Source organism: Psychrobacter sp. M17(2026) (assembly GCF_055699815.1).
Map to the genome: position 1 here is coordinate 628,779 of NZ_CM146741.1, position 26,616 is coordinate 655,394.

Genomic DNA, 26,616 nt, shown 5'->3' on the forward strand with positions numbered 1-26,616 from the left:
TATGCATTGATAAGCTGAATCTTGTTTACCTACTTTTGTTTTTGTAGAGTTATTTTTGATAACTATTGACGATCAAAATTTAAGAATTCATTACTATCTATTGTACCGTTTTTATCGTCATCAAACTCAAAGGTAAGTATGTCCCCAGACACTCGTGCATAACGAGTTAGAGGGTCTGAGAGTCCAGTTGTACCATTGTTGTCAAATATCTGACTGACGGTTAAAGCTCCTGTCGTAGTGTTTAAAGTGTAATTTCCCCACTCCATGCCAGAAGTTTCATTTTCTGCATTATCAAAGGGTGCTTCTTCATCGACCTCTAAATGAACATAGGTACCATCGTCAAAGAAAGCAAGCGCCAGTAGCTCATTTCCAGTAGTGTCATTTTTCCAAAGGCCTAAAATGTTTTCAGATTTAGCTTTTGAGAACGTAAAAGACTCATTGCTTTCTATAATACCGTTTTTATTCTCATCTACTTCAAGTGTGAGTGTATTACCAGATACGCTAACATAACGAGTAAGAGAATCTGATAATCCAGTATCACCATTATTGTCAAACCTTTGATTAACGGTTAACTCTCCTGTTCTATTGTTTAAAGTGTAATTACCCCATTCCATACCAGAGATTTCATTGTTTAAATTATCAAACGGTATGTTTTCGTCAACTTCTAAATGAATATAGGAGCCGTTGTCTAAAAAAGCCAAAGTTAATAGCTCGTTATCGGTATTTTTATTTTCCCAAAGTCCTATTAGATCCTTGGGGTCTATTTTGTTTATGGGGTTGTTATCAGCGGTAAGTTTTGAAAAGCCAAATATCTCGTCATTATCTATAGTGCCATTTTTGTCTTCATCAACTTCAATGATTAGCTTACCGTTCACGATTCGAGCATATCGAACGAGCGGATCGGACAATCCAGATTCGCCATTGTTATCAAACAGTTGAGTGGTAGTGAGTGACCCAGTCACATTATCAATAACGTAAGTTCCCCATTCCATGCCGTTTTTAGGATTGTTAATTGATCCGTCTTCTTCATCGACTTGTACGTGTACATAAGTACCATCTTCAAAAAATGCCACTCCTAGCAAGCCTTCATCGATATCATCACTGCCCCAAGCACCTAAGAGGCCTTCAGACTTGGTTTCTGAAAAACTGAAAACTTCATCGCTACCTATTATACCGTCATTATTTTCGTCTATTTCAAGCGTGAGCGTGCCATCTTAAACCCGAGCATAGCGTGTGATAGAGTCTGACAGTCCAGCGCTACCATTGTTATCAAAGACGGGGGTCGTGGTCAACTCTCCAGTATCATCATCAATAGTATATTTACCCCATTCCATACCTCCTTCTGAATTAGTCACTACTTGTCTTAAAGATTGCATCTTAGCAATTTCAGGTCTTTCATTAGCTTCTAAATGAATGTAAGTCCCATCGTCTAAGAAAGCTATAGTCAAAAGCTCATCATCGGTATCGTTACCAGTCCAAACCCCAAGGATTTCAGCCTTTATATCTGATTGATCGGGGGGTGTAGTCGAAGATCCATCATCGTCATTATCACACCCTTGCAAAAAGAGCGCGGTGGTAATGGCGAGCAGGGTTAATTTAAATAATTTCATTTTCTTTCTCTCCTTGAATGAAAAATGCAAACCTAGATAAACTAAAAGCGCTACGTCATCACCTTTTTTTGTCTTAAAAAGTAAAATATTGAAACGCTTATATAACAAGGTATCATTTTTGAAACGTTTGTCAATATGCGTTTATATGAATATATTAAATATCTTTAACACTGTTGAATAGGATAGGATGTCTTCTGAAGATAAAGCATTTAATGAATAGCAATTTAGCTAAAAGACTGATAGCTATGCTTATTTTTAAATTTTATCGAGATCAAGAGCGGAGAAAAAGTCACATATTGCATCTTAAAAAAATATCTGTAGATGAATTACGATTAATTCGGTATATTGAATATAAAGGAAAGTCTGGTTTTGAATGCCACACGTCCACCTTACTGTACGGATTATGAAGAGATCTATTTTATCTTTGATATAAATAAACGAATCGAGGAACTGATAAGTTTTTGCTGATGAAATGACTACAAGGATGTTTTTTATGAAATATATAGTCGTTGTTCTTTGCTACTTTATATTGAGTTCTTGTGCGACTATTTCTGATCAGGCCTATCACAAAATTGATTGCCTAAATAAAGAGACTTGCTCCGATGTAGAGTTAGATACGTATATCAACCCTGTCACTACTATGGTCATCAAAAATGGATTGTCAGCCCATAAAAGCGACGACGCAAGCATAGAAAAGGGTGACAAAATTGACCCAACGGTTTTTGGCTCATTTTATTTAGAGTATAACGAGAGGGGTCAAAAATTTGAGGGTGATAGGCAGATGGCTGTTATCAGGCGTGCTATAGATACTTCTGACAAGCCGATTTATTTGGTAGTTTATGTGCATGGCTGGAATAACAATGCAGACACCACTAGCGTGCAAAAAGAATTCGATACTGTCACTTTCCCCTATCTACTCGCTCGTCGCAGCTTTCAGAATCCTGATATGAATATCATAGGTGTCTATGTTGGCTGGCGTGGCGCCAAATATAAGTATTTTCCAGCAAAGTTTTTGAAGCCGCTGGACGGAGCTCGTACAGCGGATACGATTGGCAGCTATGGGGAGGTACGAGGTGATCTGATTGCTTTGGCCAAGCGTGTTGAAAAAAGCACCCATTCAGGATATTCGCTGATTATAGGACATTCTTTTGGCGGTAGGCTGTTGTCGCGGGCTTTTATGGATGACTTAGCCCATATAGAGTCTATTGATGATTGGCCTTTAGGAAGTCGATCCCTATTGATGTGTTTGAATCCTGCTATAAGTGCAAAAGCTTTTGACGAAGTATTTAATAAAGCTGATGAGAATAAGGCGGGCTTGCAACGACCTGTTTGGCTGAATGTAACCTCTAAAGATGATTTTACTACCCGTCGCCTATATCCGATGGCGCGTTTTATTGGGCAAAACCTATCTACCGAACCTTCTACTGTTAATCAAACTCATAAAACCATAGGGCATTATGAGCCTTATCTCTCCTATGAGCTTATCATCGCTGAAAAAGATAAGTTATCTGACAAGAGTCACTGTAGCCCTAATAATGATAGTTGGTTTGCAGTACCTTCACGCGAGTCAAAACACAATAATAGTAATAACAATAATCACCAAGCCAATAAAGCCTGTAGTGAAGCTCTGTATCTCTATGGAAACAAGGGCATCACCAGCGAAGAGCAGCGTTCTAAGATGACAGAGCTAATAGCGCTTTATGAAAAGCCAGCAAAAGAGTCAGGCTATATCTGGAATATAAGAATAGATGAATCCATGCTGGAACACGGCTCTGCTGAGTCCGTACTCAAAAAAGGCGGTCACTCTGCGGATGTACGGGCAGTCCTTGGGCGTATGCTGGATGATATGTTATTTACCCCACCTGAGAAGCCGTTGGAGTGATTAGGGTTTTAGTTTATCGGGTCAAGGTAGTTTGATTGGCGTAAGAAAGGAGAGTAGGTGGTTTGTTGTTTTGGGTGTTGTCGGCGGGGTAAGGGTAAGTCAGACTAAGTTAAAATTAGGATATAAGAAGACCGCCACATTTCTTGTCGAGACATGCTCAAGAAGTAGAGGAGGCGGTGCTGTTAGAGCGATTATAGCTTATTTAGAACTTAAAAAATAGTAAGTAGCTAATCCTGCTTTACGCTCATATCTGCTAGTCTATGCGAGGCACTGGCTAAGGTTTGGTGCGTCGCCTGCTCTGCGCGCCACCCCAAACCAAGCCATTGCAACTCGCCCAACCAAGCAGGATAACCGCTGCAATCAGGGCTAAACCGCACCTACAGCAGAGATTCTAGCTTTTAAAAAATATCAGGATAGTATCTACAAATCAAACTTTGCGAAAATGGTAGCGTGGGTGCCAACATACGATTCGTTATGCTAATTTGTAGGCTTCGCGTTGCATCCACGCTACACTCATTGAAAGGCTATCTAAATATACCAATCGAAAAAGTGAACATAGACAATCCTATTAATAATATATTTACCGCTATTAAGACAGATACACTATGCGACTCTTCAAACATATATCCATGTAGTAAATTCTGTAATACATGATAAGCATTATATAATAGAGTTATTGGTAATAGGAGACTTGCTATGAACATATCAAGTGATAAATTTCTACCGTAATCATTTAATTTATTATATATCTCCAAAATACATGTAAACTTTATATATAGCTATAAGCTTAAAAACAATAGCTATGGGGACTTTTTTATTCTGTTACGTAGGCACAGGTCAAGATTAACAGTACAAAATAATTAAAATTGGTTTCAGTTTATGGCAAATATAATTAAGATTAAAAGAGTGAATGCTACGTTAAAAAATTGATAGACATAAATGATATATTTCATAGCATAAATGTCTTTTGTTAATATCTGTCGAGGCTTTGAAATCTTTTCTTCTTGAATACCAGATTTCTGTCTAATTAAAGCTATCTCACCTTCAATCTTGGTTTCTAAATAATGCACATTACGATAAGTTTTTGAAGTTATCAAATAATTGAAGATAGACCAAGCGATTATTGTAGCTACAATAAGAAGTATTGAGGTAAAACTATCGTTAAATTTCGATAGTAAGTAAATATATACTCCAAACTGTATGGGTATAGCCATAACTTTGCTTTGAAAGCTTGTTGTCAACTCTTGTAATTTCTTAATATTACTAGAAAGGTTATCATCAAATTCTTTTTCGAACTTTTCAAAAGAGAAGTTCTGCTTATAGAGACTTAATGCATTAATAGCATTTGTTAATAAAAAATCAAAATTACTTAAAATAGTATATATATCTTTATCTGGGTTGTCAGATAAGAACTTAGCTATAGAGTTTTTATAGAACTCGGGGAAAGACTCTATTTTTAATAACTCTTCTAATTTTGTTAAATCTATAGGATGCTCTGTTTTATAAAAACCTATCTTTTCTAGATTAGTAGAGTAGCTTAATACTATCTTGCCATAATCACTTGAAAGTATGAAATAATCTTTCGTTATTTTGTTTTCGAAGTCAACGATATTGTCATTATTTAAGATTTTTTTTATTGTTTCATAGTAATATATATTATCAAATAAATTCTGCTGTAAGAAGTTTATGTTTAAAGCAATACTAAGGTTATAATCTTGTTTGCTACTACCATATTTTATAGCATCTGCATAAGTTTTAAATATTCTTATGTTAGGGCTTTCAAGATATATTTTGACCGAATTACCTTCATAAATATAATTAATATTATATTTTTGTAGTAAAGACTCATCAAGTATTTCTTTGTTAGTCACTACAAGCTCTCTAGCATTAATAGAGGTGTCAGTTTTTAAACACTTCTCTAAAAAACTAATAAGCTCTTGGACATTATTCATTTTGATCAGTGCTCCTTTGTCTTTGCTCATTAATAATGTTCACTAATTCCTGTGATCTAATCAGTATAGAACCTTCTTCTTCAAAAACTTGAATATCATGGTCATTAAACTTATCATAATTTGCTTGTAACCAAATCCCGTCAGTTTTAGCACTAATTTTATAAAATTTGTTTAAAGCCTTTCCTTTTAATTTAAATTCGTGGCTAATTTCTATTTGGTGAGCTTCACAATAATTAAGTATTTTTTCAGGGTCACCGAAAACATAGTCGCTTAGATTTCTAATATTAATTAGTCTATTAATCTGCTCTTTAGCATAATTATAAATTTGACGTTTTACTTCGTCTCTATCTTGATTATCGTTGAGATCAATATCGTTAATTATTTCAAATAATTGTTGAGCATCTATGCTTTCAGAGGTTGGGTTAGTAACACCAATCCAATCTATAAAATAATCAGATATGTTTGTGTTTCCTTTTACTAACTGTAAATATCTAGAATCTTCATCAGCTAGTAAAGTTGTAATATTTATCCTTGCGCCCATAGCGAAATGTTTAACATCTAAATATCTAACAAGTTCTAAGTCCCAACTGCTATCAGGATCTTGGAACTCAAGGTTTGAACCAGTTGTCTTTCGAACAAAAAACACACCTAAGTAGTTGTAGTTCATGTGATTATAAAGCGTAAAGATTAGGTAGCCACCTTTAGCGCTTGACAGAGTTGAGGCTTGCATCCGTTGATGTAAACTTGTGCATAACAGTTGAGAAACAGATAATAAATTTATACTGTTGAAATCAACTATAGTTCTTTGAAAACCGAAGTCTAAGTCCGAAAAAATAGCTCTTTGCACAATCCTATCTGAAAAGGAAGCATTGAGAATCTTTACTATATTAAGTATTTGTTCATTCGTATTGTCTAAGTATGTTTCACTTATAATAAGATGGACGTTATCAGCACCTGTATCACCTTCTTCTTTCTCAATCTTATGAACAACAACACTTCCAATTTCCATAATTCCCTCTTTATGTAGACAAATATTTATTTGACATTGCATATAATGCCGAATGTCAATGATACTCTAATAACACTACATTATTCTACTTTTAAGAGGTATTATCCGAGTCAGGTATATGAATTTTGGTAATCAACGAAAAACAAGAGTGGATTTAGACTATAAATAACGATAGTTATTGTAACAATTAGACATTATCCACTTTAGATATTACCGTTAATGCTAAATAATGTATATATCAATAATAAAGCTCACGACAGCTGTTGTCGTGAGCTTTATAAATAAAGAGTTAAGTAAGTATCTGATTATAAAGTAATATTTAAAATTTTTTATCTCTACAAATTCGGATTTAACCACTTCTCAGCAGTTTTCATATCCCAGCCCTTACGCTCCGCATAACTCTCTAACTGATCGGTGCTAATTTTACCGACATTGAAGTACACGCTTTCAGGATGCGAGTAATAAAATCCGCTGACTGATGACGCAGGCCACATCGCGTAGCTTTCCGTCAGCGTCGTACCGATAGCCTCAACCGTACCGAGCCAATCGAATAGTTTGCCTTTTTCCGTATGCTCAGGACAGGCAGGATAGCCAGGCGCGGGACGGATGCCGATGTATTTTTCCTTGATTAGCTCATCATTGCTTAATTCTTCTTCAGGCAGGTAGCCCCAATAGTCGGTACGGATTAACTTATGCAAATGCTCAGCAAAAGCTTCGGCTAAGCGATCAGATAACGCCTGTACCATAATCGCATTATAGTCATCGCCGTTGCTCTTGTATGCTTCAGCGATCGCCTCAGTACCTGTCATTGAGACGGTAAAGCCACCAAGATAATCGGTATAGGCATCGACTGACGAGATAAAGTCCGCCAAGCTATAGTTAGGCGTGCCACTGGCTTTGTCGCTCTGTTGACGTAAATGCTCAAACTGGTATTCTGCGCTGCCGCCTGCAGTCGGTGCTTTGTCGTAGACAGTGACCGTGTCGCTACCCGTACGCCGTGCTGGCGCTATCTTAAAGACACCTTTGGCAATGACTAGCTTTTCATCGATCATCTTTTTGAGCATATCTTCTGCATTACTATATAAGTCCCGCGCGGCCTCACCAACGACATCATCTTGCAGGATCTTAGGATATTTACCTGCCAGACCCCACGAGATAAAGAACGGTGTCCAGTCAATAAAGGGAATTAACTTCTCTATCGGATAATCATCAAAGATAACTTGACCTAACTTATTAGGCACAGGCGGCGTATAGTTTTCCCAATCAGCTTTATAACCTGCCTCGATTGATTCAGCATAGGAGAGCTTGGCGGCTTTGGGTTGGCGCTTAGCTAGGCGCTCGCGAACTTTGATATATTCTTCGCGAGTCTCATCGATGAGGGCTTGGCGATTGTCTTTGGAGAGTAGCTTAGTGACTACACCGACGGCGCGTGAGGCATCAGAGACATAGATGACGCCATCGTTTTGATATTGCGGCTCGACTTTGACCGCAGTATGCGCTTTGGAAGTCGTTGCGCCACCGATCATTAATGGCAAGGCCATACCGCGCTCTTGCATTTGCTTGGCAACGTAGACCATCTCATCCAGACTTGGGGTGATCAGCCCTGATAAGCCAATGATATCGACTTTTTCCGCGATCGCGGTATCGAGAATTTTTTCGCACGCTACCATCACGCCCAAATCGATAATATCGTAGCCGTTACAGCCGAGTACCACGCCGACGATGTTTTTACCGATATCATGGACATCGCCTTTTACGGTCGCCATCAGGATTTTACCTTTGGTTTCGCCTTCGACCTTTTCAGCTTCGATATACGGGTTCAGCCAAGCGACCGATTGCTTCATCACGCGTGCGGATTTGACGACCTGCGGTAAGAACATTTTACCCGCACCGAATAAGTCACCGACGATATTCATACCATCCATTAATGGCCCTTCGATGACCTCTAGTGGTTTGGGGTATTTCTCCCACGCCTCTTTGGTATCGGCTTCGATAAAGGTGGTAATGCCTTTGACAAGAGCATGAGCGATACGCTCTTCTACCGTGCCTTCGCGCCAAGTCATATCGACAGTGCTGTCTTTTTTCTTGCCGCCATCTTGGTAATTTTCGGCAGCAGTCATCAGCCGTTCAGTCGCATCTTGTCCGCTCTCACCTTGATTGCGATTGAGCATGACATCCTCAATCGCCTCGCGAGCATCGACAGGAATGTCATCATAGATCTCCAGCATGACAGGGTTGACAATACCCATAGTCAAGCCGTTTTGAATCGCATGATAAAGGAATACGGAGTTGATCGCTTCGCGAATCGGATTACCACGGAAACTAAACGAGACGTTAGAGACGCCGCCTGATACCATCGCATTGGGCAGATTATCAGTTATCCATTTGGTCGCGTTAATAAAGTCCGCGCCGTAGTTATTATGCTCAGTGATACCCGTGGCGACCGCAAAGATATTGGGGTCAAAAATAATGTCCTCAGACGGAAAGCCCACTTCGTTGACCAATACATCATAACTGCGCTGACAGATTTGAGTTTTGCGCTCAAAGGTATCGGCTTGTCCGTCTTCATCAAAGGCCATAACAATGATAGCCGCACCATAGCGCATGCAGAGACGGGCGCGCTCGACGAACTCAGCATGACCTTCTTTTAAGGAGATAGAGTTGACGACGGACTTACCTTGGATACGTTTGAGACCTTCTTCGATGATGTCCCATTTCGAGGAGTCAATCATCAAAGGCACACGGCTGATATCAGGCTCGCCAGACACGAGGTTCACAAAATGAATCATCGCCTGCTTGGAGTCCAGCATGCCCTCATCCATATTGATATCGACGATCTGCGCGCCGCCTTCGACTTGGTCACGCGCCACATCCAGCGCCTCGTTATAGGCTTCGGTCTTAATCAAACGTAGGAACTTTTTAGAGCCTGTAACGTTGGTACGCTCACCAACGTTGACGAATAAGCTATCGGCGGTAATATTAAACGGCTCAAGTCCAGACAATCGACAGGCAGGGGCAATCTCAGGAATCACCCGCGGTGGGTAGTTGGCGACCATATTGGCAATTTGCCGAATGTGCTCAGGGGTTGTACCACAGCAGCCGCCAACGATGTTTAAGATACCCGCTTTAGCAAAACCCTCAAGCAATGCTGTTGTTTCTCTCGCGCTCTCATCATATTCACCGAACTCATTGGGCAAGCCAGCATTAGGATGCGCAGACACATACATGTTGGCGATATTAGATAGTGTCTGAATATGTGGTCTGAGCGCATCGGCACCAAGCGCACAGTTAAAGCCAACCGATAATGGTTTGGCATGGCGCACTGAGTTATAAAAGGCTTCAGCAGTTTGCCCCGATAACGTACGACCCGAAGCATCAGTAATCGTGCCTGATATCATAATCGGCAGCTCAAAACCGATATCAATAAAGACGCCTGTTACCGCAAAGATTGCCGCTTTGGCATTGAGCGTATCAAAGATAGTTTCGATAAGAATAATATCGACACCAGCTTCTATCAACGCAAGTGTTGATTCGCGATAATTCAGCACCAGCTCATCAAAGGTGATATTACGAAAGGCAGGATCATTGACATCAGGTGATAGCGAACAAGTACGCGAGGTTGGCCCAATGACGCCAGCGACAAAACGCGGTTTATCAGGATTCTGTGCAGTAAATTCATCAGCGGCCGCACGTGCAAGCTTTGCTGCGGTTTTATTGAGCTCAGGCACTAGATATTGCATATCATAGTCGGCCATCGACAGCCGTGTACCATTAAAGGTATTGGTCTCAATAATGTCAGCACCTGCCTCTAAGTGCGCCAGATGAATCTCTTTAATCATATGCGGCTGGGTTAGCACGAGCAGATCATTATTACCACGCACGTCTTGCTCGATATCAGCAAAGCGCTCACCGCGATAGTCCGACTCCTCCAGCTTATAATTCTGGATATGAGTGCCCATCGCCCCGTCAAGCATCAAAATTCGTTTTGCCATCTGCTCAGTAATACGCGCGCGTGCTGTCAGTTGTGCTTTTTTGAATGGGAACACCTCTGGCGGCGTCAATATAAAATCGTTAGGGCGAGAGTTATCGGTGGCAGGCACAGCCGTTATTGAATCAGTCATAGGAAATAGCTTATATCGTCAGATTTAAAGGGGAGAGGGCTTAAATAATAAGCAACAAATACTGAATATTTTAGCATGGAATGATTAGTGAATAGGGACAACCTATAATCAATATTCGACTAATAAGTAATTCGTTAATAGTGTTTCATGTAAAGCATAGTGATCTAAGCTCTCTAATTAACAACTGTAGTTACATGGATATTACAAAAAGTAGCGTAATCACAAGATAACATCTTTACTTTGTATGTTAATTTAAGTTCAGAAGGATAGCTCCTACATTAGCTTTACTTATAAATAGTTCAGTAATGAAGTCAATAATAGCTATGCGAGCTTGCTTTTATATCAAAAATTCTCGTAAGACTAATTTTTTTATCAAGGATATGATTATGAAATTTACTAAAATTGCCACCATTGGAACGCTAGCACTTTCAATAGCTGGGCTATCTGCTTGTAATAACATGATGCCTATGCAAAAAGCAGAAATGAAAGCGCCAATGCACAGTCAATCTATGGCTAAAATGAATATTGTGCAAGTTGCTCAAAGCAATCCTGATTTTTCAGTATTGGTTGAAGCAGTACAAGCAGCAGGATTAGGCAGCATGCTATCTGATCCTAATGGTCATTATACTGTGTTCGCTCCTACTAATGCTGCATTCATGCAAGCACTGCAAGAAACAGGAATGACTAAGGCTCAGTTATTTGCTAATAAGCCTTTATTAACTAAGATTCTAGCGGGTCATGTTGTTGATGGTGATATGGCAATGTACGCCAAAGACGTCAAACCAGGTAGCGTTATGACGGCCAGTAACGATACTATCGTGATAACTCCGCAGATGATGGTGATGGATGAAAATGGTCGTACTGCTAAACTATTAAAAACAGATATAGCAGCCAACAATGGTGTCGTCCATGTTATCGATAAAGTACTATTACCAAAATAAATAATATCTATACATTAGCTTATATTACATAGGTCGAACATAAGTTAATATTTATGATAAGCTGATCTACTGGGTTGCCAATAATGAATGCTATCCTTATTGGCAATTTTGATATCTAACTCACTGTTCATGTTTAGTAATGCATGCATTGCTAGCCGTTATTCTTCACGAGTTACTTGCACAATGGCTGCTGGTATCTTTTTAATATTTTAAAGTCAATAGTTTAAAGTCAGAATGTTTATTTTTACTAATCGTTTGACTAATATTTAATTTCAAAAGGAAATATCTATGTTTAAGAAGAGTTTATTATCGCTAGCAATCGCTACAACAGCTTTAACTTTAGTTGCTTGTAATAATGCAGAAACTGTTGATCCTGTTGAGCCAGAAGTAACCACTGAAGAAGTCGTTGTTGAGCCAATAGCAGAAGCCGATCCAATGGTAGAAGCTGATCCTATGGCTGAAACTATGGCTACTCAAAGCATCGCAGAAATCGCGGCTGGTAATGAGAATCTAACTATTTTAACAGCAGCGCTTCAAGCAGCTGGCCTTGATACGATGATGATGGATGCTGGTACTTACACGGTATTTGCTCCTACTGATGATGCTTTCGCTCCTGTTTTAGAGAAGCTTGGCGTAACCAAAGAAGAGCTATTGGCTAATACTGACTTGTTGAAAAAAGTACTTCCTTATCATGTAGTACCTATGGTTGTTATGGCAGCTGATATTCCTTATGGTACTGATGTTGAAACTGTAAACGGTGCAACTATCAATATCAGCGATGCTAATGTCATCACTGATGCATCAGGCGGCACGGCTAACATTACTGGTACTGATATCATGGCAACCAACGGTGTTGTTCACACTATCGATGCCGTATTAATGCCTGAGTAATATCTAATCTAAGCAACATTCAGTAGTTAACACTGATAAGAGCCCAGCCACTAACGCTGGGCTTTTTCATGGCTGCTCAATTCTTTAAAATTAAGCTATCCATAGAGTATGCTCTTTGCATCAATCATTTGTCATATTGTTCTCTACTAGTAAAACACTACTGATAGCTACAGCCTTCTGTCTCGCTTTAAAAACTAATAATAGTCTTATCACTTGGCCTTGCATAATTAAAGAGTTTGTTAAACCTGCCTTGGACTCATTACACCTCTTCAATCATAAAAAATAGCAGACTAGGTGTAATGGACATTTTTCATGCTGTAATAGGGTCTAAAGCTATATACTGTCTGGATTTGCAAGGAATCAACACCATGAATCAAAAAACTGCCCTTTTTGTAGTGATAAACACACCAAGAAGAATGGACGTAAGCTTGGCAAACAGCAGTATCAATGTCTAGCTTGCAGGCGGCAGTTTTTAGGTGGCATCAGACTAAATAATCAAACGCTTTGGACTCAATATACTCAAGGTAAACAGACCTACAAACAACTGGCTGATAAGTACCACTGTAGTGTTAAAACCATACAAAGGCGGTTAGATAAAGTCAGTATTGAGTATCAGATTAAACGTCCTGAGACTGCTAATGTCATCATGGACACCACTTACTTTGGTCGCAAGTTTGGTTTGATGGTCTTTATGGATAACACGACTAGAACCGTACTTTATTACGCGATAGTGAGTCATGAAACCAACAGTGCCTACAAGCAAGGGATTGATCTCTTAGCATCGTCAGGCGTTGATATACAAAGCATCACCTGTGATGGAAGACGAGGACTGAGAGCCCTGTTTAGCAGCATCCCTTGTCAGATGTGCCAGTTCCATCAAGTACAAATAGTGACTCGTTATTTAACTCGTCGTCCTAAGAACATCGCTAGTATTGAGCTTAGATACCTCACTTCAAACTTAACACAGCTCGATAAATCCGACTTCGTAGAGCGCTTAGATCAGTGGTGTTTAACTCATGAAGACTATCTTGATGAACGTAGTACTAATGAAGATACGGGTAAAACGTGGTACACACATAAGCGTCTTAGAAGTGCTTATCGAAGCCTCAGAACCAATAGCGATTGGTTATTCACTTATCGAGAATATGAGCATTTGGACGTGCCCAACACCACAAATTCTCTTGAAGGGTTATTTAGTGAATTAAAGCGACAATTACACAGTCATCATGGTCTAAATGAGCATCGTAAGTTACGGTTTATTAAAGACTTTCTAGGGTCAAAGTCACTCAAATAGCATGAATTATGTCCATTAGCGACTACGTTCTACTTTCTAGCATGAATTTTGTCCATTACACCGCAGACTGCAAAAAAGCCCGAGACTTTGGTCTCAGGCTTTTAATGTTTTGCTAGGTTTAACTATTTAAGCTTAAATTATACTCTAGGCTCTTTACGTAGCACTTCCTTCTCTTGCAAAGCGACTTCAGCAGCATGACGCTCTTCCCAATAAGTTGCGTTCTTGATACCGAATTTCTTAGGATCAAAGACGAATCTCTTGGCAGTCGTACCACCACCCGCTTTTAGCTGGGCTTCGTAATCTCGTAAGATGTCGATAGCAGGACGGGCAACAAAGAAGATCACGAGGATACCAACAATGTTGAGCCAAGCCATTAAGCCAACACCAACATCGCCAAGTCCCCAAATATAACCCGCTGAGTTAAGACCACCATAAGCGACCATAAACATGATAACAAGCTTAACAACAAACTGACCTGCTTTACTAGCGCCTTTACCCATAGAGCGAGTAAGGTAAGAGATGTTGACCTCAGCGATGTAGTAGTAAGCCAGGATTGTCGTAAAGGCAAAGAAGAATACCGCTATCGCAATAAAGGTATTACCAAACTGACCGTAGACTGATTCCATCGCCATCTGCGTAAATGAAGGTGAGTTAATCTCAACAGTCGCCGCTACGTTTTGGACTAAGAACTGACCATCAGCAAGTTCACCTTGGATATTGTACATGCCTGTAGATAAGATCATAAAGGCAGTAGCAGAACAAACAAGTAACGTATCAACATAGACTGAGAACGCTTGTACTAGCCCTTGCTGTGCTGGATGATCGACCGCTGCAGCTGCTGCTGCGTGAGGACCTGTACCTTGACCTGCTTCGTTTGAGTAAATACCACGCTTAACACCCCAACCGATAGCAGCACCAAAACCTGCTTGAGCAGTGAAAGCGTCACCAACGATTGCACCAAACACTTCTGGAACGGCACTAAAGTTTGCGAACATGATAAATAGTGCTAGAACGATATAGCCTACTGCCATAAAAGGAACAGCATATTCAGTAAAGGTAGCGATACGCTTGATACCACCAAAGATAATGAAGGCTAATACCAATAAGATAATACCAAGGGCGATAACACGAGTAGTACCCGTCTCAATACCCATGAAGTTCATGACTGACCCTTCACCAGCGACCTGTGCTACCGCATTGATAACGCCGTTGGCCTGTACACCAGGTAGGAACACACCACAAGCAATGATCGAGGATATAGCAAATAAAATACCATACCATTTTTGACCCAGCGCTCGCTCGAAATAATAAGCAGGACCACCACGATACTCGCCCGTGACCACGTCACGCTCTTTATAAATCTGACCTAAGGTAGATTCTACATAAGCGGTTGATGCGCCCAAAAAGGCCACAATCCACATCCAGAATACGGCACCTGGACCACCAAAACCAATGGCAGCGGCAACACCTGCGATGTTACCCATACCGACACGACCTGCTAGAGAGACTGCTAATGCCTGAAAAGATGAGATACCATCATTGTCAGGTTTTCCTTTAAATAGCAGACGTATCATTTCGCCGAATAGACGAACTTGCACGAAGCGGGTCATAATTGAATAAAACAGACCGGCACCCAAGCATAAATAAATTAATGCTGGGCTCCAAATAATATTGTTCGCTAAATTGACTAAACCTTCCATATCTATATTCCTTTAACTGTCTCAAATTGGATACGCTCAGTGAAGATAACTATTCTTCATTGAAGCATACCGATGAGTATGGATATCAGTTGTCTGTATTTGTCCGCTAAGCTTTAGTATTATCTTGTTTACCATGTCGATAAAAACTTGAGCTGCAGGGCAATTCCTTTTGCCGTAATAGTCACAGTAACGCAGGGTTATCAACAAGCTATAATACTTTAAAACATCATAAACTAATGTCTTAAAACATCATGCGATAATAATAATCCTGTTAAAAGCTAATGCATAACGCTAATAATGATATCTAAATCTAATCTACAAATAGCAATATGAATCTATGAGTATTAAATATGTTATCAATTACTTACTAAATGTATGTGAACCATACGGCTACGTAACTGCAATTTGCCATAATTTCAATGTAATTGCTAGGTATTTTTTTGATTCATCAGTCTCAAAGCTAGTAAAATTGAGCTAATTAGATAAATGTAGAGTAATTCAACTGTCTTGGTATTTACTCAAATTGCAAATAGGCAGAATCTGCTTCTTTTGTCTTTAAGACAAACTATGAAGTTGTATTTTGTAACGGTGAATTGTAAAACAGCCGCCATATCGTCATTATTATCACCATATACGCAGTCTGAGTGTTATTTGCTACAAGCTATCACTGCATACTGAATAATATTTAAAACGACTTATTTATCTGTTTATAGTTATTTATTAGGAGAAACCTATATGATATCGAAATCTATCGTAAAACCCATGCTGCTATCAGTGGTATTAGCGACCTCTACTATCGGCCTGAGCGGCTGTGGCTATAACAATCTACAAGCGCAAGATGAGCAAGTAACGGCTTCTTGGTCAGAGGTGGTCAACCAGTATCAGCGCCGTGATGATTTAGTACCCAACTTGGTCAAAGTCGTCAAGCAGTATGCCGATCAAGAGCAAGAAGTATTTACTGGTGTGGCTCAAGCGCGCTCACAAGCAGGGGGTATTACTATAACGCCAGAGCTGCTCAACGATCCACAAGCGATGGAGCGTTATGCTGAGGCGCAGCAGCAGATGACAGGTGCTTTATCACGTCTGATGGCGGTGTCTGAGCGTTATCCTGATCTCAAGTCAGACGCGCTATTTCAAGACCTGCAAGCACAGTTAGAAGGCACGGAGAACCGCATCGCTGTCGCGCGTAACCGCTATATTCAAGAGGTACAGGGCTATAATACTACGGTACGTCAGTTCCCAACTAATATCACCGCCAAAGTATTCGGTATGGATGCTAAGCCGAACTTTAGCGTAGCTGATGAAGAGGCTATCTCCACCGCTCCTGACGTTGAATTTGGTGAGTAGCTTTTTGCATAACAGCGAGATGAGCATAAGAGCAGATAAAGCATGGTTTTGTCTGCTTTGCTGATAATGCGGTAGGCTTTACTCATTATCGATAAGTTTGCTGTATTTTCTAGTAGGAATAACTAATTATAATTTTAAGGTACTGATTTTAAGTACTGATATTAGGTGGTAGAGAGCAGATGACCAATTCAAAAGCAATCGCAGCAGCCTTACTTCTAACGCTTAGCGCTACTAGTATGACGGCGCTACATGCTGCATCGAATGACGTTGCTGTTGCTGCCGCTAATGATATCGCCAGTGGCAGTAACGAGCAAAATCGCAGTGTCGAGGACTTAATTGCTATCGCCAAAGCGGGCGAGAACAATGAGGCGATCAATGATGCGGTGCTGGGTAATGAAGCGATTAACGAAGCTATTTTAGGTAACGATGCCTTAGGCAACGATGCGATTAACCCAAATGCGCGCTCAGAGGCTAATAACAGTGCTACGACCAATCAAGCGCCTGTTACTTCTAGTGCTACTGGTGTTGACGTGGACAAATTGATTCTCAATAGTCCAGTCGTCGATCAAGCCAATATCTTAAATCCACAACAAAAGCAGCGCTTAGAGGCGCAGCTACAAGGTATCTATCGTCAGGGCTTAGCACAAGCGGCTGTCGTCATTGTACCGACGACTAGCGGTACACCTATCTTTGACTACTCTCTACAAGCCGCTGAGAAGTGGCAGTTAGGCGAGGCGGATACTGACGATGGCTTGCTGATTGTGGTCGCTGTCAATGATCGAGATATGTACATCTTAACGGGTTATGGTCTAGAGGGCGTATTACCTGATGGTGCCTTGAACCGTATCATTCGTGAAGATATTACTCCTTATTTTAAGCCTGAAAACGGCAGTCGCTACTTTGAGGGCATATCTAACGGTATTAGCCAGATCGAAGCGCGCTTGACCGCAGATCCAGAGATATTAGCGCAAGCCGATGCTCAAGCCGCTGAGCGTGCCCAAAGTACTGGTAGTTCTGACGAAGTGCCATCTCCTGTTTTCCTATTCATCATGGCGATGATATTCGGTAGTTTTATTACTAATATATTCGGTCGAGTATTCGGGTCAATCTTGACTTCTGGGGGTTTCTTTGTCGGGTCGCTAGCGTTAGGCGGTGGCCTTTTTATGACCATTATTATGGCTATCTTCCTGTGGTTATTCTTAATTTCACGAGGTTCAGGTGGCGGTAGAGGTGGTGGGAAAGGCGGACGTGGCGGCGGTGGGATGATATTCCTCCCAGGTGGTGGCTCTAGCGGTGGCGGCTTCGGCGGCGGTGGATTTGGTGGTGGTGGTTTCGGTGGTGGCGGTGGTGGTTTCGGTGGCGGTGGTGCTGGTGGCTCTTGGTAGCGACTATCTATTTTGCCATCTTGCTATAGCAGCTATTTTAGCGACTTTGGTTTAGCTGCTTTGGATTAACATTTAGACTGATAACGTAATTTGCTTTTATTTTGAGGAATACCCAATGGAATCACTGCGCACGCAGACCACAACGACCAGCTTTTCACGCTGGTGGCGGCAAGTGCTTTTCGTACCGCTATTGCATAGTAGATGGATCACCACAGAGACTCGCCAACGGCTAAGCGCAAAGGTGACCGAGGCTGAGCGCGGTCATCGTGGCGAGGTTTTTTTGGTCATAGAAAATCATCTACCGATCAGTAGTGCCTATTATAGTAGTGCCCACGATCGCGCGGTTGAGCTATTTAGTCACTGCCGCGTTTGGGATACCCAAGAGAACACTGGGGTTTTGGTCTACGTTAATGTTTGTGAGCACTATTTGGATATCGTCGCTGATCGGGGCATCAATGCGCATGTCAGCCCTACGGTGTGGCAGGCGATGTGCGATAAAGCCATTGCAGGTATTGCCAACAAAAACACCGAGGATAGCTTAACGGACTTGCTCGATGAGATCGGACAGCTATTGCGTCATTATTATCACCTAGAAGATGATCCAGCAGGTAATGAGCTGTCTGACACCGTGCTTTATATCAAGTAAGTACCACAAAACTAAGTACCACAAAACTAAGCATCATAAAACAAATAACGCATATTAGATAAAAATTTATAAAAGGCGAAGATATCATGATTGAGCTCATCAAACGACTGCCAAAAGCCGAACTGCATCTGCATATTGAAGGTTCACTAGAGCCTGAGTTGATGTTTAGATTGGCCAAAAAAAATAACGTTACTATTCCTTATGAGTCTGTTGAAGAAGTACGCGCGGCTTATGATTTTACGAATTTGCAGAGCTTTTTGGATATCTATTATGCTGGGGCAAAGGTACTGATCACCCAAGACGACTTTTATGATTTGACTTGGGAATATGTCCTAAAATGTGTAGAGAATAACATCGTCCATACGGAAATATTCTTTGATCCGCAAACTCATACCGAAAGAGGCATTGAGTTTGCTACTGTTATTAACGGTATCAAGCAAGCGCTAGCCGATGCTAAAAAGCAGTATGGTATTACCTCAGCTATTATTATGTGTTTTTTGCGGCATTTATCACAAGAGGAAGCTTTTGCCACCTTTGAGCAGGCCCTAGAGTTTAAAGATGATATTATCGGCGTTGGGCTTGATTCAGCAGAATTAGACAATCCACCATCGAAATTTACCGAAGTGTTCAAAGCGGCTAAGGATAAAGGCTTTAAACTGGTCGCTCATGCTGGCGAGGAAGCGGATTATTCTTATATTTATGAGGCCTTAGATTTGCTGGATATCGAGCGTATTGATCACGGCGTCCAGTCTATTAATAGTCCGGAGCTGATGCAGCGCCTCAAACGCGAGCAAATACCGTTGACCGTCTGCCCGAACTCCAACATAGAGCTAAAAGTATTTGACAGCTATGATGAACATAATATCAAAGAGCTGCTGGACTATGGTCTAAATGTCAGCGTCAACTCTGATGATCCTGCTTATTTCAAAGGCTATATGAATCAGAACTTTATTAACTTGTATGAAAACATAGACCTTTCAGAAGCGGATGTGATTAAGCTAGTAAAAAACTCATTTCGCTCAGCATTTATTAGTGATGAGCTAAAAGCCACTTATTTAGCACAAGTGGATGCTGTGGTATAGCGCATAGAGTAATAGCGTTTTATAGAATCCCATCTACCAATAACGGCATGACCTCGCCTGCTTTTGCGGCTAAAGTAATATCGACGAATGAGTTAGCCGCAGGGTGGGGGTTGATCTCAATAATTTTAGCGCCGTTTTGCTTGGCAAGTTGCGCCAGCCCTGCGGCAGGATAGACTAAGCTTGAGGTGCCAATGCTAATGAACACCTCACAATGAGTCGCGGCTTGCTCAGCGATTTGCCAAGAGTCCACTGGCAGCGACTCCCCAAACCAGACGATATCAGGTCTGATAAGCCCGTCGCACTCACTACAATGAATGAGCTTAGTATCAAAATCGATATCAGATTTTGGCTGAGCTGATCGCTCAGTATAAGGCTTATGGCATTGGCTACAGCGATTACGCCATAGATGTCCATGCAAATGATGCACGGTACTGTCAAAATTATTCAGATTACCTAATGGTTTACTGTCATTTGACGGCTCATGTCGGCTTGTTCGTTCATGATGCTTTGCCTGTTCATGTAAGTCATCTACGTTTTGAGTAACTAATGTAATCTTGTGCGATCCTGCTTGCTGCCAGCGCGCTAGAGCAAGGTGCGCCGCGTTTGGGGCCTTGTCATGTACCAGCTGACGCCGCCACTGATACCAAGACCATACCAGCTCTGGATCACGCTCAAACGCTTCAGCACTCGCCAAATCTTCAGCGCGATACTGCTCCCAAAGCCCTGTCTGCTTATCTCTAAAGGTAGGAATACCACTCTCAGCTGAAATACCAGCCCCTGTCAAAATACAAATTTGTGACGATTGAGCCAAAATTTGCGTAGCTTGTTGTAGGTTATCGGTTAATTTTGCCGAGGTTTCTGCTAACATAGTATTACCCTCTAATAAAAATGGATGCCCCTCTATGATAGACGGAATTTGGTGGCTTGTCATACTACTAGCAGTTGGTATTGCCTTATGGCTAGTAGCCAAATCGCGCGGTGAGTCGGGCTCAAAAGGTGAGTCTGCTGTAGATATGAATTCATCTGCTAATGATGCGCTACAAAAGACCCTAAAGGTAGTCAAACAGCATTTTCCCGACTATCGAGTCGCCCGTAATCGTAACCACCTATTGATCACCAAGCAAGGGCTAAAGGTGGCTATGATTACTATTGATAAAAAAATAGCCGTTGGTCAGCGTCACTTAGGAGGCGTGCCTGTCGTTAACTACCACCGAGTACCAAATCGCACTCAGCTAAACGCTTATTTGCAGAGCGTAGAATAAGCACTATAATTTTTATAAGTGAAGTTCTTCAAATAGGATTTTTGATAAAACTATACTTACTAATATGGTTACTAATCTTATGTGGGGTCTTATTTAGGTTCTAAAGTAGAGATAACTATAGATAAGGTGCAGGTTTTGCAGGGCACATTATAGGTATTTTTGAAATTATTAAAATAAACGATTGTTTATTGGGGTTAGGCTACGTATATTTTAAATTATTGAAAACGGATATTAATTATTTGTACTGCGCCTTTATTTTGTAGGAACCCTAATGACCTCATCTCTATTCAAACAAAAACTCACCTATAAAGTGATGGCTATGGGAGTAGCGCTGGGAATCTGCGTATCAGCGCAGGCGACTAGCCTAATCACCACTGAGACCCTAGCGGATAGAGGCTATGCCGCCGCCCAACTTAGCCTCGGCATCAAATACGACGTCAGCGGAGCCAGCGCACAAGATATCGCAAAAGCTGTGTATTGGTATACCAAAGCGGCCAATCAAGGCAATGTCTCTGCTCAGAACAATCTTGCTTATATGTATGAGACAGGAACAGGCGTCGAGCAGGATTCTGTCAAAGCGATGTACTGGTACAAAAAATCGGCACAGCAAGGCAATGCACTGGCACAAAAAAACCTAGGAACCTTGTACGCTACAGGTCGCGGCGTTACAGCAGATGATAATCAAGCAGCGCTGTGGTACCAGCGAGCCGCTGAGCAAGGGGAAGCCTCCGCTCAGTACAATATCGCCATTTTGTATCAACAAGGCCGCGGTGTCGAGCAAGATATTAGCAAGGCGGTCGAATGGTATCAAAAGGCGGCAGCTCAAGGCGATAGACGCTCACAGACGAGACTTGGCATCCTGTACTACAACGGCTTAGGCGTGGTAAGGGACTATAATAAAGCCTACGAATGGTATCGAAAAGCCGCTGCCCAAGAAGAACCCTCGGCACAGTATAATATCGGCCTGATGTACGATTTGGGTATAGGGTTCCAGCAGGATTATGCTGAGGCCATAAAGTGGTACAAAAAGTCAGCCGAGCAAGGTTATGACTCCGCACAAAACAATCTTGGCGTAATGTATGAGGCAGGCACAGGTACGCAGCAGAATTATGCTCAAGCGCTACAATGGTACAAAAAAGCGGCTGATCAAGGGCATGCAAACGCGCAAAATAATATTGGTCAGTTATATCAAAAGGGTTTGGGCGTCACGCAAGACTATAAGCAAGCAGTCTACTGGATGCGCAAAGCGGCGGTACAAAGCAATGTACTGGGTCAAAATAATCTTGGCTATATGTATGAGAGAGGGTTCGGTGTCGAGCAAGACTATGCTCAGTCAGCTACTTGGTATCAAAAAGCCGCTGAGCAAGGTAATGCAATAGGTCAAGGCAGTTTGGGCTGGGCGTACTACTCAGGATTGGGCGTCACCCAAGACTATGCCCAAGCGCTCAGCTTACTTGAGCAATCAGCCCAAAAAGGCGCTGCTGTCGGTCAAAATAATCTCGCCATCATGTATCTAGAGGGCAATGGCGTACCGCAGGACTATGCCAAAGCGCTTGAGCTGCTGCAAAAATCAGCGGCACAGAACTATGCCAATGCTCAGCGTAACATAGGCATTATGTACGTCAAAGGCCAAAAAGTTGCGCAAGATCTCGAACAAGCCAAGCGTTGGTTTAGCCAAGCCTGCGATAATGGCAGCTCATCTAGCTGCCAAAGTTATAAAGCGCTAAACGGTGATAAACAAGAGTGACTCATGCTCGATGTGAGCCAAGTAAAAGCTGATAGAGTGTATTCCATACATCATTAAGCCTTGCTACTACTCACAGAGCATACTTATCATAGCGGCTAATGCTACATACGATATAGCGCTAGCCGCCTTTTTTATGATCGTTAAGTGTTAAATATCTTTACTAAGCACTGTAAAGTAACGCTCGATATCTGACTCAGTTAAAGCTTCTAATTTGTTAGGATGCCAATTTGGCGAGCCATCTTTATCAACCAGTACCGCACGCACGCCTTCATAAAAGTCAGGGGTATCCATAAAATGAATGGCCATGTCCTTTTCCATCTCCAAGCATTCGCTAAGCGATTTATCTTCACCATTGATGAGCTGCTGTAAGGTCACTTTTAATGAGGTAGGTGATTTTGCAAGGATGGTTTTTAAGGTCAGTGCGGCCCATTCGTTGCCATTAGCGGCTTCACTTTCTAATGATGCGACTATCTCTTCGATGGTGTCATATTGGAAATGACGATTTATGTCATCTTGGTTTGCTTTTAGCTCGGTAATATCTGCTGATTTAGTAGAGTTTGATTCAAAGAAGGCATCGAGATCTTTATTGATTGAGTTCTGTGACCACTTTTGAGTGAGTAGTTTTTCTTCTATAGTTTCCCACTCACTGCTGTCTATAGTGTAATCAGCGCTGCCACTATAAATAACGTCATTTGCCTTGATAACCTTAGCGGTTAGAGCGAGATAACGACCGGTGTACCTTGGCATTTGATTGAGGAAAAAGCTTGCGCCTACGTCAGGGAAGAAGCCGATGTTCATCTCAGGCATGGCCCATTTTGTTTTTTCGGTGACGATACGGTGAGAGGCGCCGACAGACAGTCCGACACCACCTCCCATAACGATGCCATTCATATAAGCGATAATAGGTTTTGAATAGTTATGAATAAGAGCATCTAAGCGGTATTCTATAGAGAAAAACCGCTGCGCATAAGCTGTGACGTCTTCAGCTGGCAAATCATAGAATTTGCGCATATCGCCTCCAGCACAAAATCCTTTTTCTCCTGCGCCAGATAGGCAAACAAATAGCACATTAGCATCGTCTTGCCATTCCTCTAAAGCGTTCGTTAGAAGTTCAACGACTTCTGCATTAATAGCGTTTAAGACTTTAGGTCGGTTTATTTTTAACCAACCCATACCGTTTTTTACTTCCGATGTAACCACCATTTATATCACCTCATGATTTGTTTTATTTACGCTATACGAGATTAAATTTTTCTAAAATCGTTATAAAAAATAAAGCATGATCACCGTTATATATCACAATCAGTATAACGATAACCATGCTTTAGATTGAATTTACTGACGACTAAAAAGAGAACTACCCCTTAAAGTTAGGCTTACGTTTTTCCATAAAAGCGTTAACGCCTTCGACCATATTCTCTGTCTCGAATAGCTGCGCCCATTGTTCGGCTTCTATCTCCAGTCCTTTTTCTAAGGTGGTTGCCATGCCTTCATTGACAGCTATAATCGTTGCTTTGACAGATTCGGCGCTTTTGTTAAGAGCAATAGATTCAGCTAGTTTTTTGGTCTCATCCATTAATTCAGCGAGGGGAACTGATTTATTAACTAGACCGATTTTTTCAGCCTCTTGACCACCGATAAATCGACCTGTAAGGATTAGCTCTAATGCTTTAGCTTTATTAGTAATACGAGCAAGGCGCTGAGTGCCTCCGAATCCAGGTATCAGACCTAGATTTAGCTCTGGCTGACCTAACTTGGCTTCATCAGCGGCCAGACGCAAATGGCAACTCATAGCAAGCTCTAACCCGCCACCTAGACAAGCACCGTTGATAGCGGCGATAACGGGCTTGGTAGAGGCCTCAATAGTATTCATCACGGCTTGAGCATCTTGTGAGAGTTTTTTACCTTTTTGAGCATCGTTAAACGCTTCGGTAAACTCTTTGATATCTGCACCAGCGACGAACATCTTACCTATACCCGTTATGACGATTACCTTGACACTTTGATCAGCTTGCGCCTGTTTGAAACACTCAGATAATCCTTTAATTGTAGCCGTACTTAACGTATTGGCAGGTGGGTTATTGATAGAGATATAACCTACTTGGTTTTCTACACTGAAATCGATGTTTTCGAAAGTTCGATTCTGCATGGTGTTTTACCTTATTGAAGTGATATTTAAAATTCTGCTAATAAAAAAAGACTTATAAAAAGTTATTTATAAAATAGGATTGATAAAAAATAGCGGTTAAGTCGGCATAGAGAATTGTTTCTCTTCTCGTAATGCCGCACTAGGCCAGCGCTGGGTAATGGTTTTGCGTCGAGTAAAGAATCTCACGCCATCAGGTCCATACATAGCCAAGTCACCAAACAGTGAACGTTTCCAGCCGCCAAAGCTTTGCGATGCTACGGGCACGGGTAATGGAATATTGACACCGACCATACCGACTTGAATATTGTCAATAAAATAACGCGCCGCTTCACCATCTCTAGTATAAATACAAGTGCCGTTACCATATTCATGGTCATTGATGAGCTGTACGGCTTCGCTCATAGTCTGTACTCGTATCACTTGTAAGACCGGACCAAAAATTTCGGCCTCATAGCTGTGCATCTCTTTGGTGACATGATCAATCAAAGTTGGACCGACAAAGAACCCTTTCTCGTAGCCTTTAGGTGAGGCATCAGAGCCATCAACAACCAGCTTGGCACCTTGATCAGCAGCGCTTTTGATATAGCCTAAAACTTTAGATTTGTGTGCCTCTGTAATAACAGGGCCAAAGTCGTTACCTTTATCTGAATGCACACCAAACTTGAGGCCTTCAATAGCAGGTTGTAATGCTGCAATCATTTTGTCAGCAGTCTCATCACCGACTGCAACGGCGACAGACAGAGCCATACAACGCTCTCCTGATGAGCCAAAAGCGGCACCTAACAGTGAGGTCACTACATTATCTAAGTCAGCATCCGGCATAACGATTGCATGATTCTTTGCACCGCCTAATGCTTGACAGCGTTTGCCCTGCGCGGCGGCGGTGGTATAGATGTATTCAGCGATAGGGGTAGAGCCGACGAAGCTAACGGCTTTGACATCAGGGTGATGTAAAATAGCATCGACGGCTTCTTTACCACCATTGACGACATTGATAACGCCATTTGGCAAGCCCGCTTGTTGCAAAAGCTGCGCGATAAATAGGCTAGCACTGGGATCACGCTCAGAGGGTTTTAACACAAAGGTATTACCACACACAATAGCCATAGGAAACATCCATAGCGGTACCATGACTGGAAAGTTAAAGGGCGTGATTCCAGCGACGACGCCTAGCGGATGAAACTCACTCCAAGAGTCGATATCAGTACCTACATTACGACTGTGCTCGCCTTTGAGTAATTCAGGTGCGCCGCAAGCATATTCGACATTCTCGATACCGCGTTGTAGTTCGCCCGCAGCGTCGTGAACAATTTTTCCATGCTCTTCACCAATCAATCTACATATCTCGTCAGCATTTTGCTCTAATAACTCTTTAAATTTGAACATGACACGAGCGCGTTTCATCGGTGGGGTTTTGCTCCACGCTGGAAATGCCGCTTTTGCCGCAGCGACGGCTTCACCGATGGTTTTTTCACCGCCTAGTGCCACTTGCTTGCTAATTTCACCTGTCGATGGGTTGTAAACATCTTGAGTTTTGCTGTCATTGTTTAACAGGCTGCCGTTAATAAAATGTCCAATAGTGTGCATAATGTGTTTCC

At 41.6% G+C, this 26,616-nt stretch carries 20 protein-coding genes; 10 read left to right on the top strand and 10 right to left on the bottom strand.

The features are described from left to right. Positions 1–62: 62 nt before the first annotated feature. Positions 63–1,073, bottom strand: a complete 1,011-nt coding sequence (locus ACR63T_RS02650; protein ID WP_472784687.1) for a hypothetical protein — start codon at positions 1,071–1,073, stop codon at positions 63–65. A gap of 141 nt (positions 1,074–1,214) precedes the next feature. After that, the gene (locus ACR63T_RS02655; protein ID WP_472784688.1) at positions 1,215–1,610 is read right to left on the bottom strand and encodes a hypothetical protein; all 396 of its coding nucleotides are present in this window, start codon (positions 1,608–1,610) and stop codon (positions 1,215–1,217) included. Positions 1,611–2,103: 493 nt separating this feature from the next. Between ACR63T_RS02655 and ACR63T_RS02660 the strand changes: the two genes are divergently transcribed. After that, positions 2,104–3,492: a hypothetical protein gene (locus ACR63T_RS02660; RefSeq protein WP_472784689.1), complete on the top strand. Its 1,389-nt coding sequence runs from the start codon at positions 2,104–2,106 to the stop codon at positions 3,490–3,492. Positions 3,493–4,364: 872 nt separating this feature from the next. On the opposite strand, the gene ACR63T_RS02665 is transcribed toward ACR63T_RS02660, so the two are convergent. The 3 genes from ACR63T_RS02665 to metH all read right to left on the bottom strand — a co-directional run bounded on the left by ACR63T_RS02665 (position 4,365) and on the right by metH (position 10,574). Then, positions 4,365–5,444, bottom strand: a complete 1,080-nt coding sequence (locus tag ACR63T_RS02665; RefSeq protein ID WP_472784690.1) for a hypothetical protein — start codon at positions 5,442–5,444, stop codon at positions 4,365–4,367. Then, complete coding sequence (locus ACR63T_RS02670; protein ID WP_472784691.1) at positions 5,437–6,453, bottom strand: nucleoid-associated protein; 1,017 nt, start codon at positions 6,451–6,453, stop codon at positions 5,437–5,439. The genes ACR63T_RS02665 and ACR63T_RS02670 overlap by 8 nt, the downstream gene beginning before the upstream one ends. A gap of 335 nt (positions 6,454–6,788) precedes the next feature. After that, the gene (metH, locus tag ACR63T_RS02675; protein WP_472784692.1) at positions 6,789–10,574 is read right to left on the bottom strand and encodes a methionine synthase; all 3,786 of its coding nucleotides are present in this window, start codon (positions 10,572–10,574) and stop codon (positions 6,789–6,791) included. A 386-nt stretch (positions 10,575–10,960) separates the two neighbouring features. On the opposite strand from metH, the gene ACR63T_RS02680 reads away from it, so the two are divergent. The 3 genes from ACR63T_RS02680 (at position 10,961) to ACR63T_RS02690 (ending at position 13,700) form a co-directional block, all read left to right on the top strand. After that, positions 10,961–11,515, top strand: a complete 555-nt coding sequence (locus ACR63T_RS02680) for a fasciclin domain-containing protein (RefSeq protein ID WP_201571816.1) — start codon at positions 10,961–10,963, stop codon at positions 11,513–11,515. Between the two features lie 288 nt (positions 11,516–11,803). Further along, the gene (locus tag ACR63T_RS02685; protein ID WP_472784693.1) at positions 11,804–12,406 is read left to right on the top strand and encodes a fasciclin domain-containing protein; all 603 of its coding nucleotides are present in this window, start codon (positions 11,804–11,806) and stop codon (positions 12,404–12,406) included. A gap of 340 nt (positions 12,407–12,746) precedes the next feature. Next, on the top strand, positions 12,747–13,700 hold the full coding sequence (locus ACR63T_RS02690) for an IS256 family transposase, variant Zn-binding type (RefSeq protein ID WP_472785207.1): 954 nt from the start codon (positions 12,747–12,749) through the stop codon (positions 13,698–13,700). 137 nt (positions 13,701–13,837) lie between these two features. On the opposite strand, the gene ACR63T_RS02695 is transcribed toward ACR63T_RS02690, so the two are convergent. Next, positions 13,838–15,400, bottom strand: a complete 1,563-nt coding sequence (locus tag ACR63T_RS02695; RefSeq protein WP_305899615.1) for an alanine/glycine:cation symporter family protein — start codon at positions 15,398–15,400, stop codon at positions 13,838–13,840. A gap of 735 nt (positions 15,401–16,135) precedes the next feature. On the opposite strand from ACR63T_RS02695, the gene ACR63T_RS02700 reads away from it, so the two are divergent. From ACR63T_RS02700 to ACR63T_RS02715, 4 genes are all read left to right on the top strand, one after another. Continuing rightward, positions 16,136–16,747: a LemA family protein gene (locus tag ACR63T_RS02700; protein ID WP_472784694.1), complete on the top strand. Its 612-nt coding sequence runs from the start codon at positions 16,136–16,138 to the stop codon at positions 16,745–16,747. Positions 16,748–16,926: 179 nt separating this feature from the next. Further along, positions 16,927–18,132 (top strand): TPM domain-containing protein, encoded by a 1,206-nt coding sequence (locus tag ACR63T_RS02705; protein WP_472784695.1) that lies wholly within the window; start codon positions 16,927–16,929, stop codon positions 18,130–18,132. 115 nt (positions 18,133–18,247) lie between these two features. Then, positions 18,248–18,778 carry a TPM domain-containing protein gene (locus tag ACR63T_RS02710; protein WP_472784696.1) on the top strand — a complete coding sequence of 177 codons (531 nt, stop codon included), beginning with the start codon at positions 18,248–18,250 and terminating at the stop codon, positions 18,776–18,778. Between the two features lie 86 nt (positions 18,779–18,864). Next, positions 18,865–19,860, top strand: coding sequence for an adenosine deaminase (locus ACR63T_RS02715; protein ID WP_472784697.1), 996 nt, complete (start codon positions 18,865–18,867; stop codon positions 19,858–19,860). A 19-nt stretch (positions 19,861–19,879) separates the two neighbouring features. Here ACR63T_RS02715 and ACR63T_RS02720 read toward each other — a convergent pair whose 3' ends face one another. Next, complete coding sequence (locus ACR63T_RS02720; RefSeq protein WP_472784698.1) at positions 19,880–20,728, bottom strand: NAD-dependent deacylase; 849 nt, start codon at positions 20,726–20,728, stop codon at positions 19,880–19,882. Positions 20,729–20,762: 34 nt separating this feature from the next. Between ACR63T_RS02720 and ACR63T_RS02725 the strand changes: the two genes are divergently transcribed. Then, positions 20,763–21,122: a hypothetical protein gene (locus tag ACR63T_RS02725; protein ID WP_305899620.1), complete on the top strand. Its 360-nt coding sequence runs from the start codon at positions 20,763–20,765 to the stop codon at positions 21,120–21,122. A 271-nt stretch (positions 21,123–21,393) separates the two neighbouring features. Then, positions 21,394–22,869, top strand: a complete 1,476-nt coding sequence (locus ACR63T_RS02730) for an SEL1-like repeat protein (RefSeq protein ID WP_472784699.1) — start codon at positions 21,394–21,396, stop codon at positions 22,867–22,869. Positions 22,870–23,016: 147 nt separating this feature from the next. Here the strand turns inward: ACR63T_RS02730 and ACR63T_RS02735 are convergent, their stop codons facing one another. The 3 genes from ACR63T_RS02735 to ACR63T_RS02745 all read right to left on the bottom strand — a co-directional run bounded on the left by ACR63T_RS02735 (position 23,017) and on the right by ACR63T_RS02745 (position 26,605). Then, positions 23,017–24,072, bottom strand: coding sequence for an enoyl-CoA hydratase/isomerase family protein (locus ACR63T_RS02735; protein ID WP_472784700.1), 1,056 nt, complete (start codon positions 24,070–24,072; stop codon positions 23,017–23,019). Positions 24,073–24,226: 154 nt separating this feature from the next. Further along, complete coding sequence (locus ACR63T_RS02740; RefSeq protein WP_472784701.1) at positions 24,227–25,018, bottom strand: enoyl-CoA hydratase-related protein; 792 nt, start codon at positions 25,016–25,018, stop codon at positions 24,227–24,229. A gap of 96 nt (positions 25,019–25,114) precedes the next feature. Next, positions 25,115–26,605, bottom strand: coding sequence for a CoA-acylating methylmalonate-semialdehyde dehydrogenase (locus tag ACR63T_RS02745; protein ID WP_472784702.1), 1,491 nt, complete (start codon positions 26,603–26,605; stop codon positions 25,115–25,117). Between the last annotated feature and the right edge of the window lie 11 nt (positions 26,606–26,616).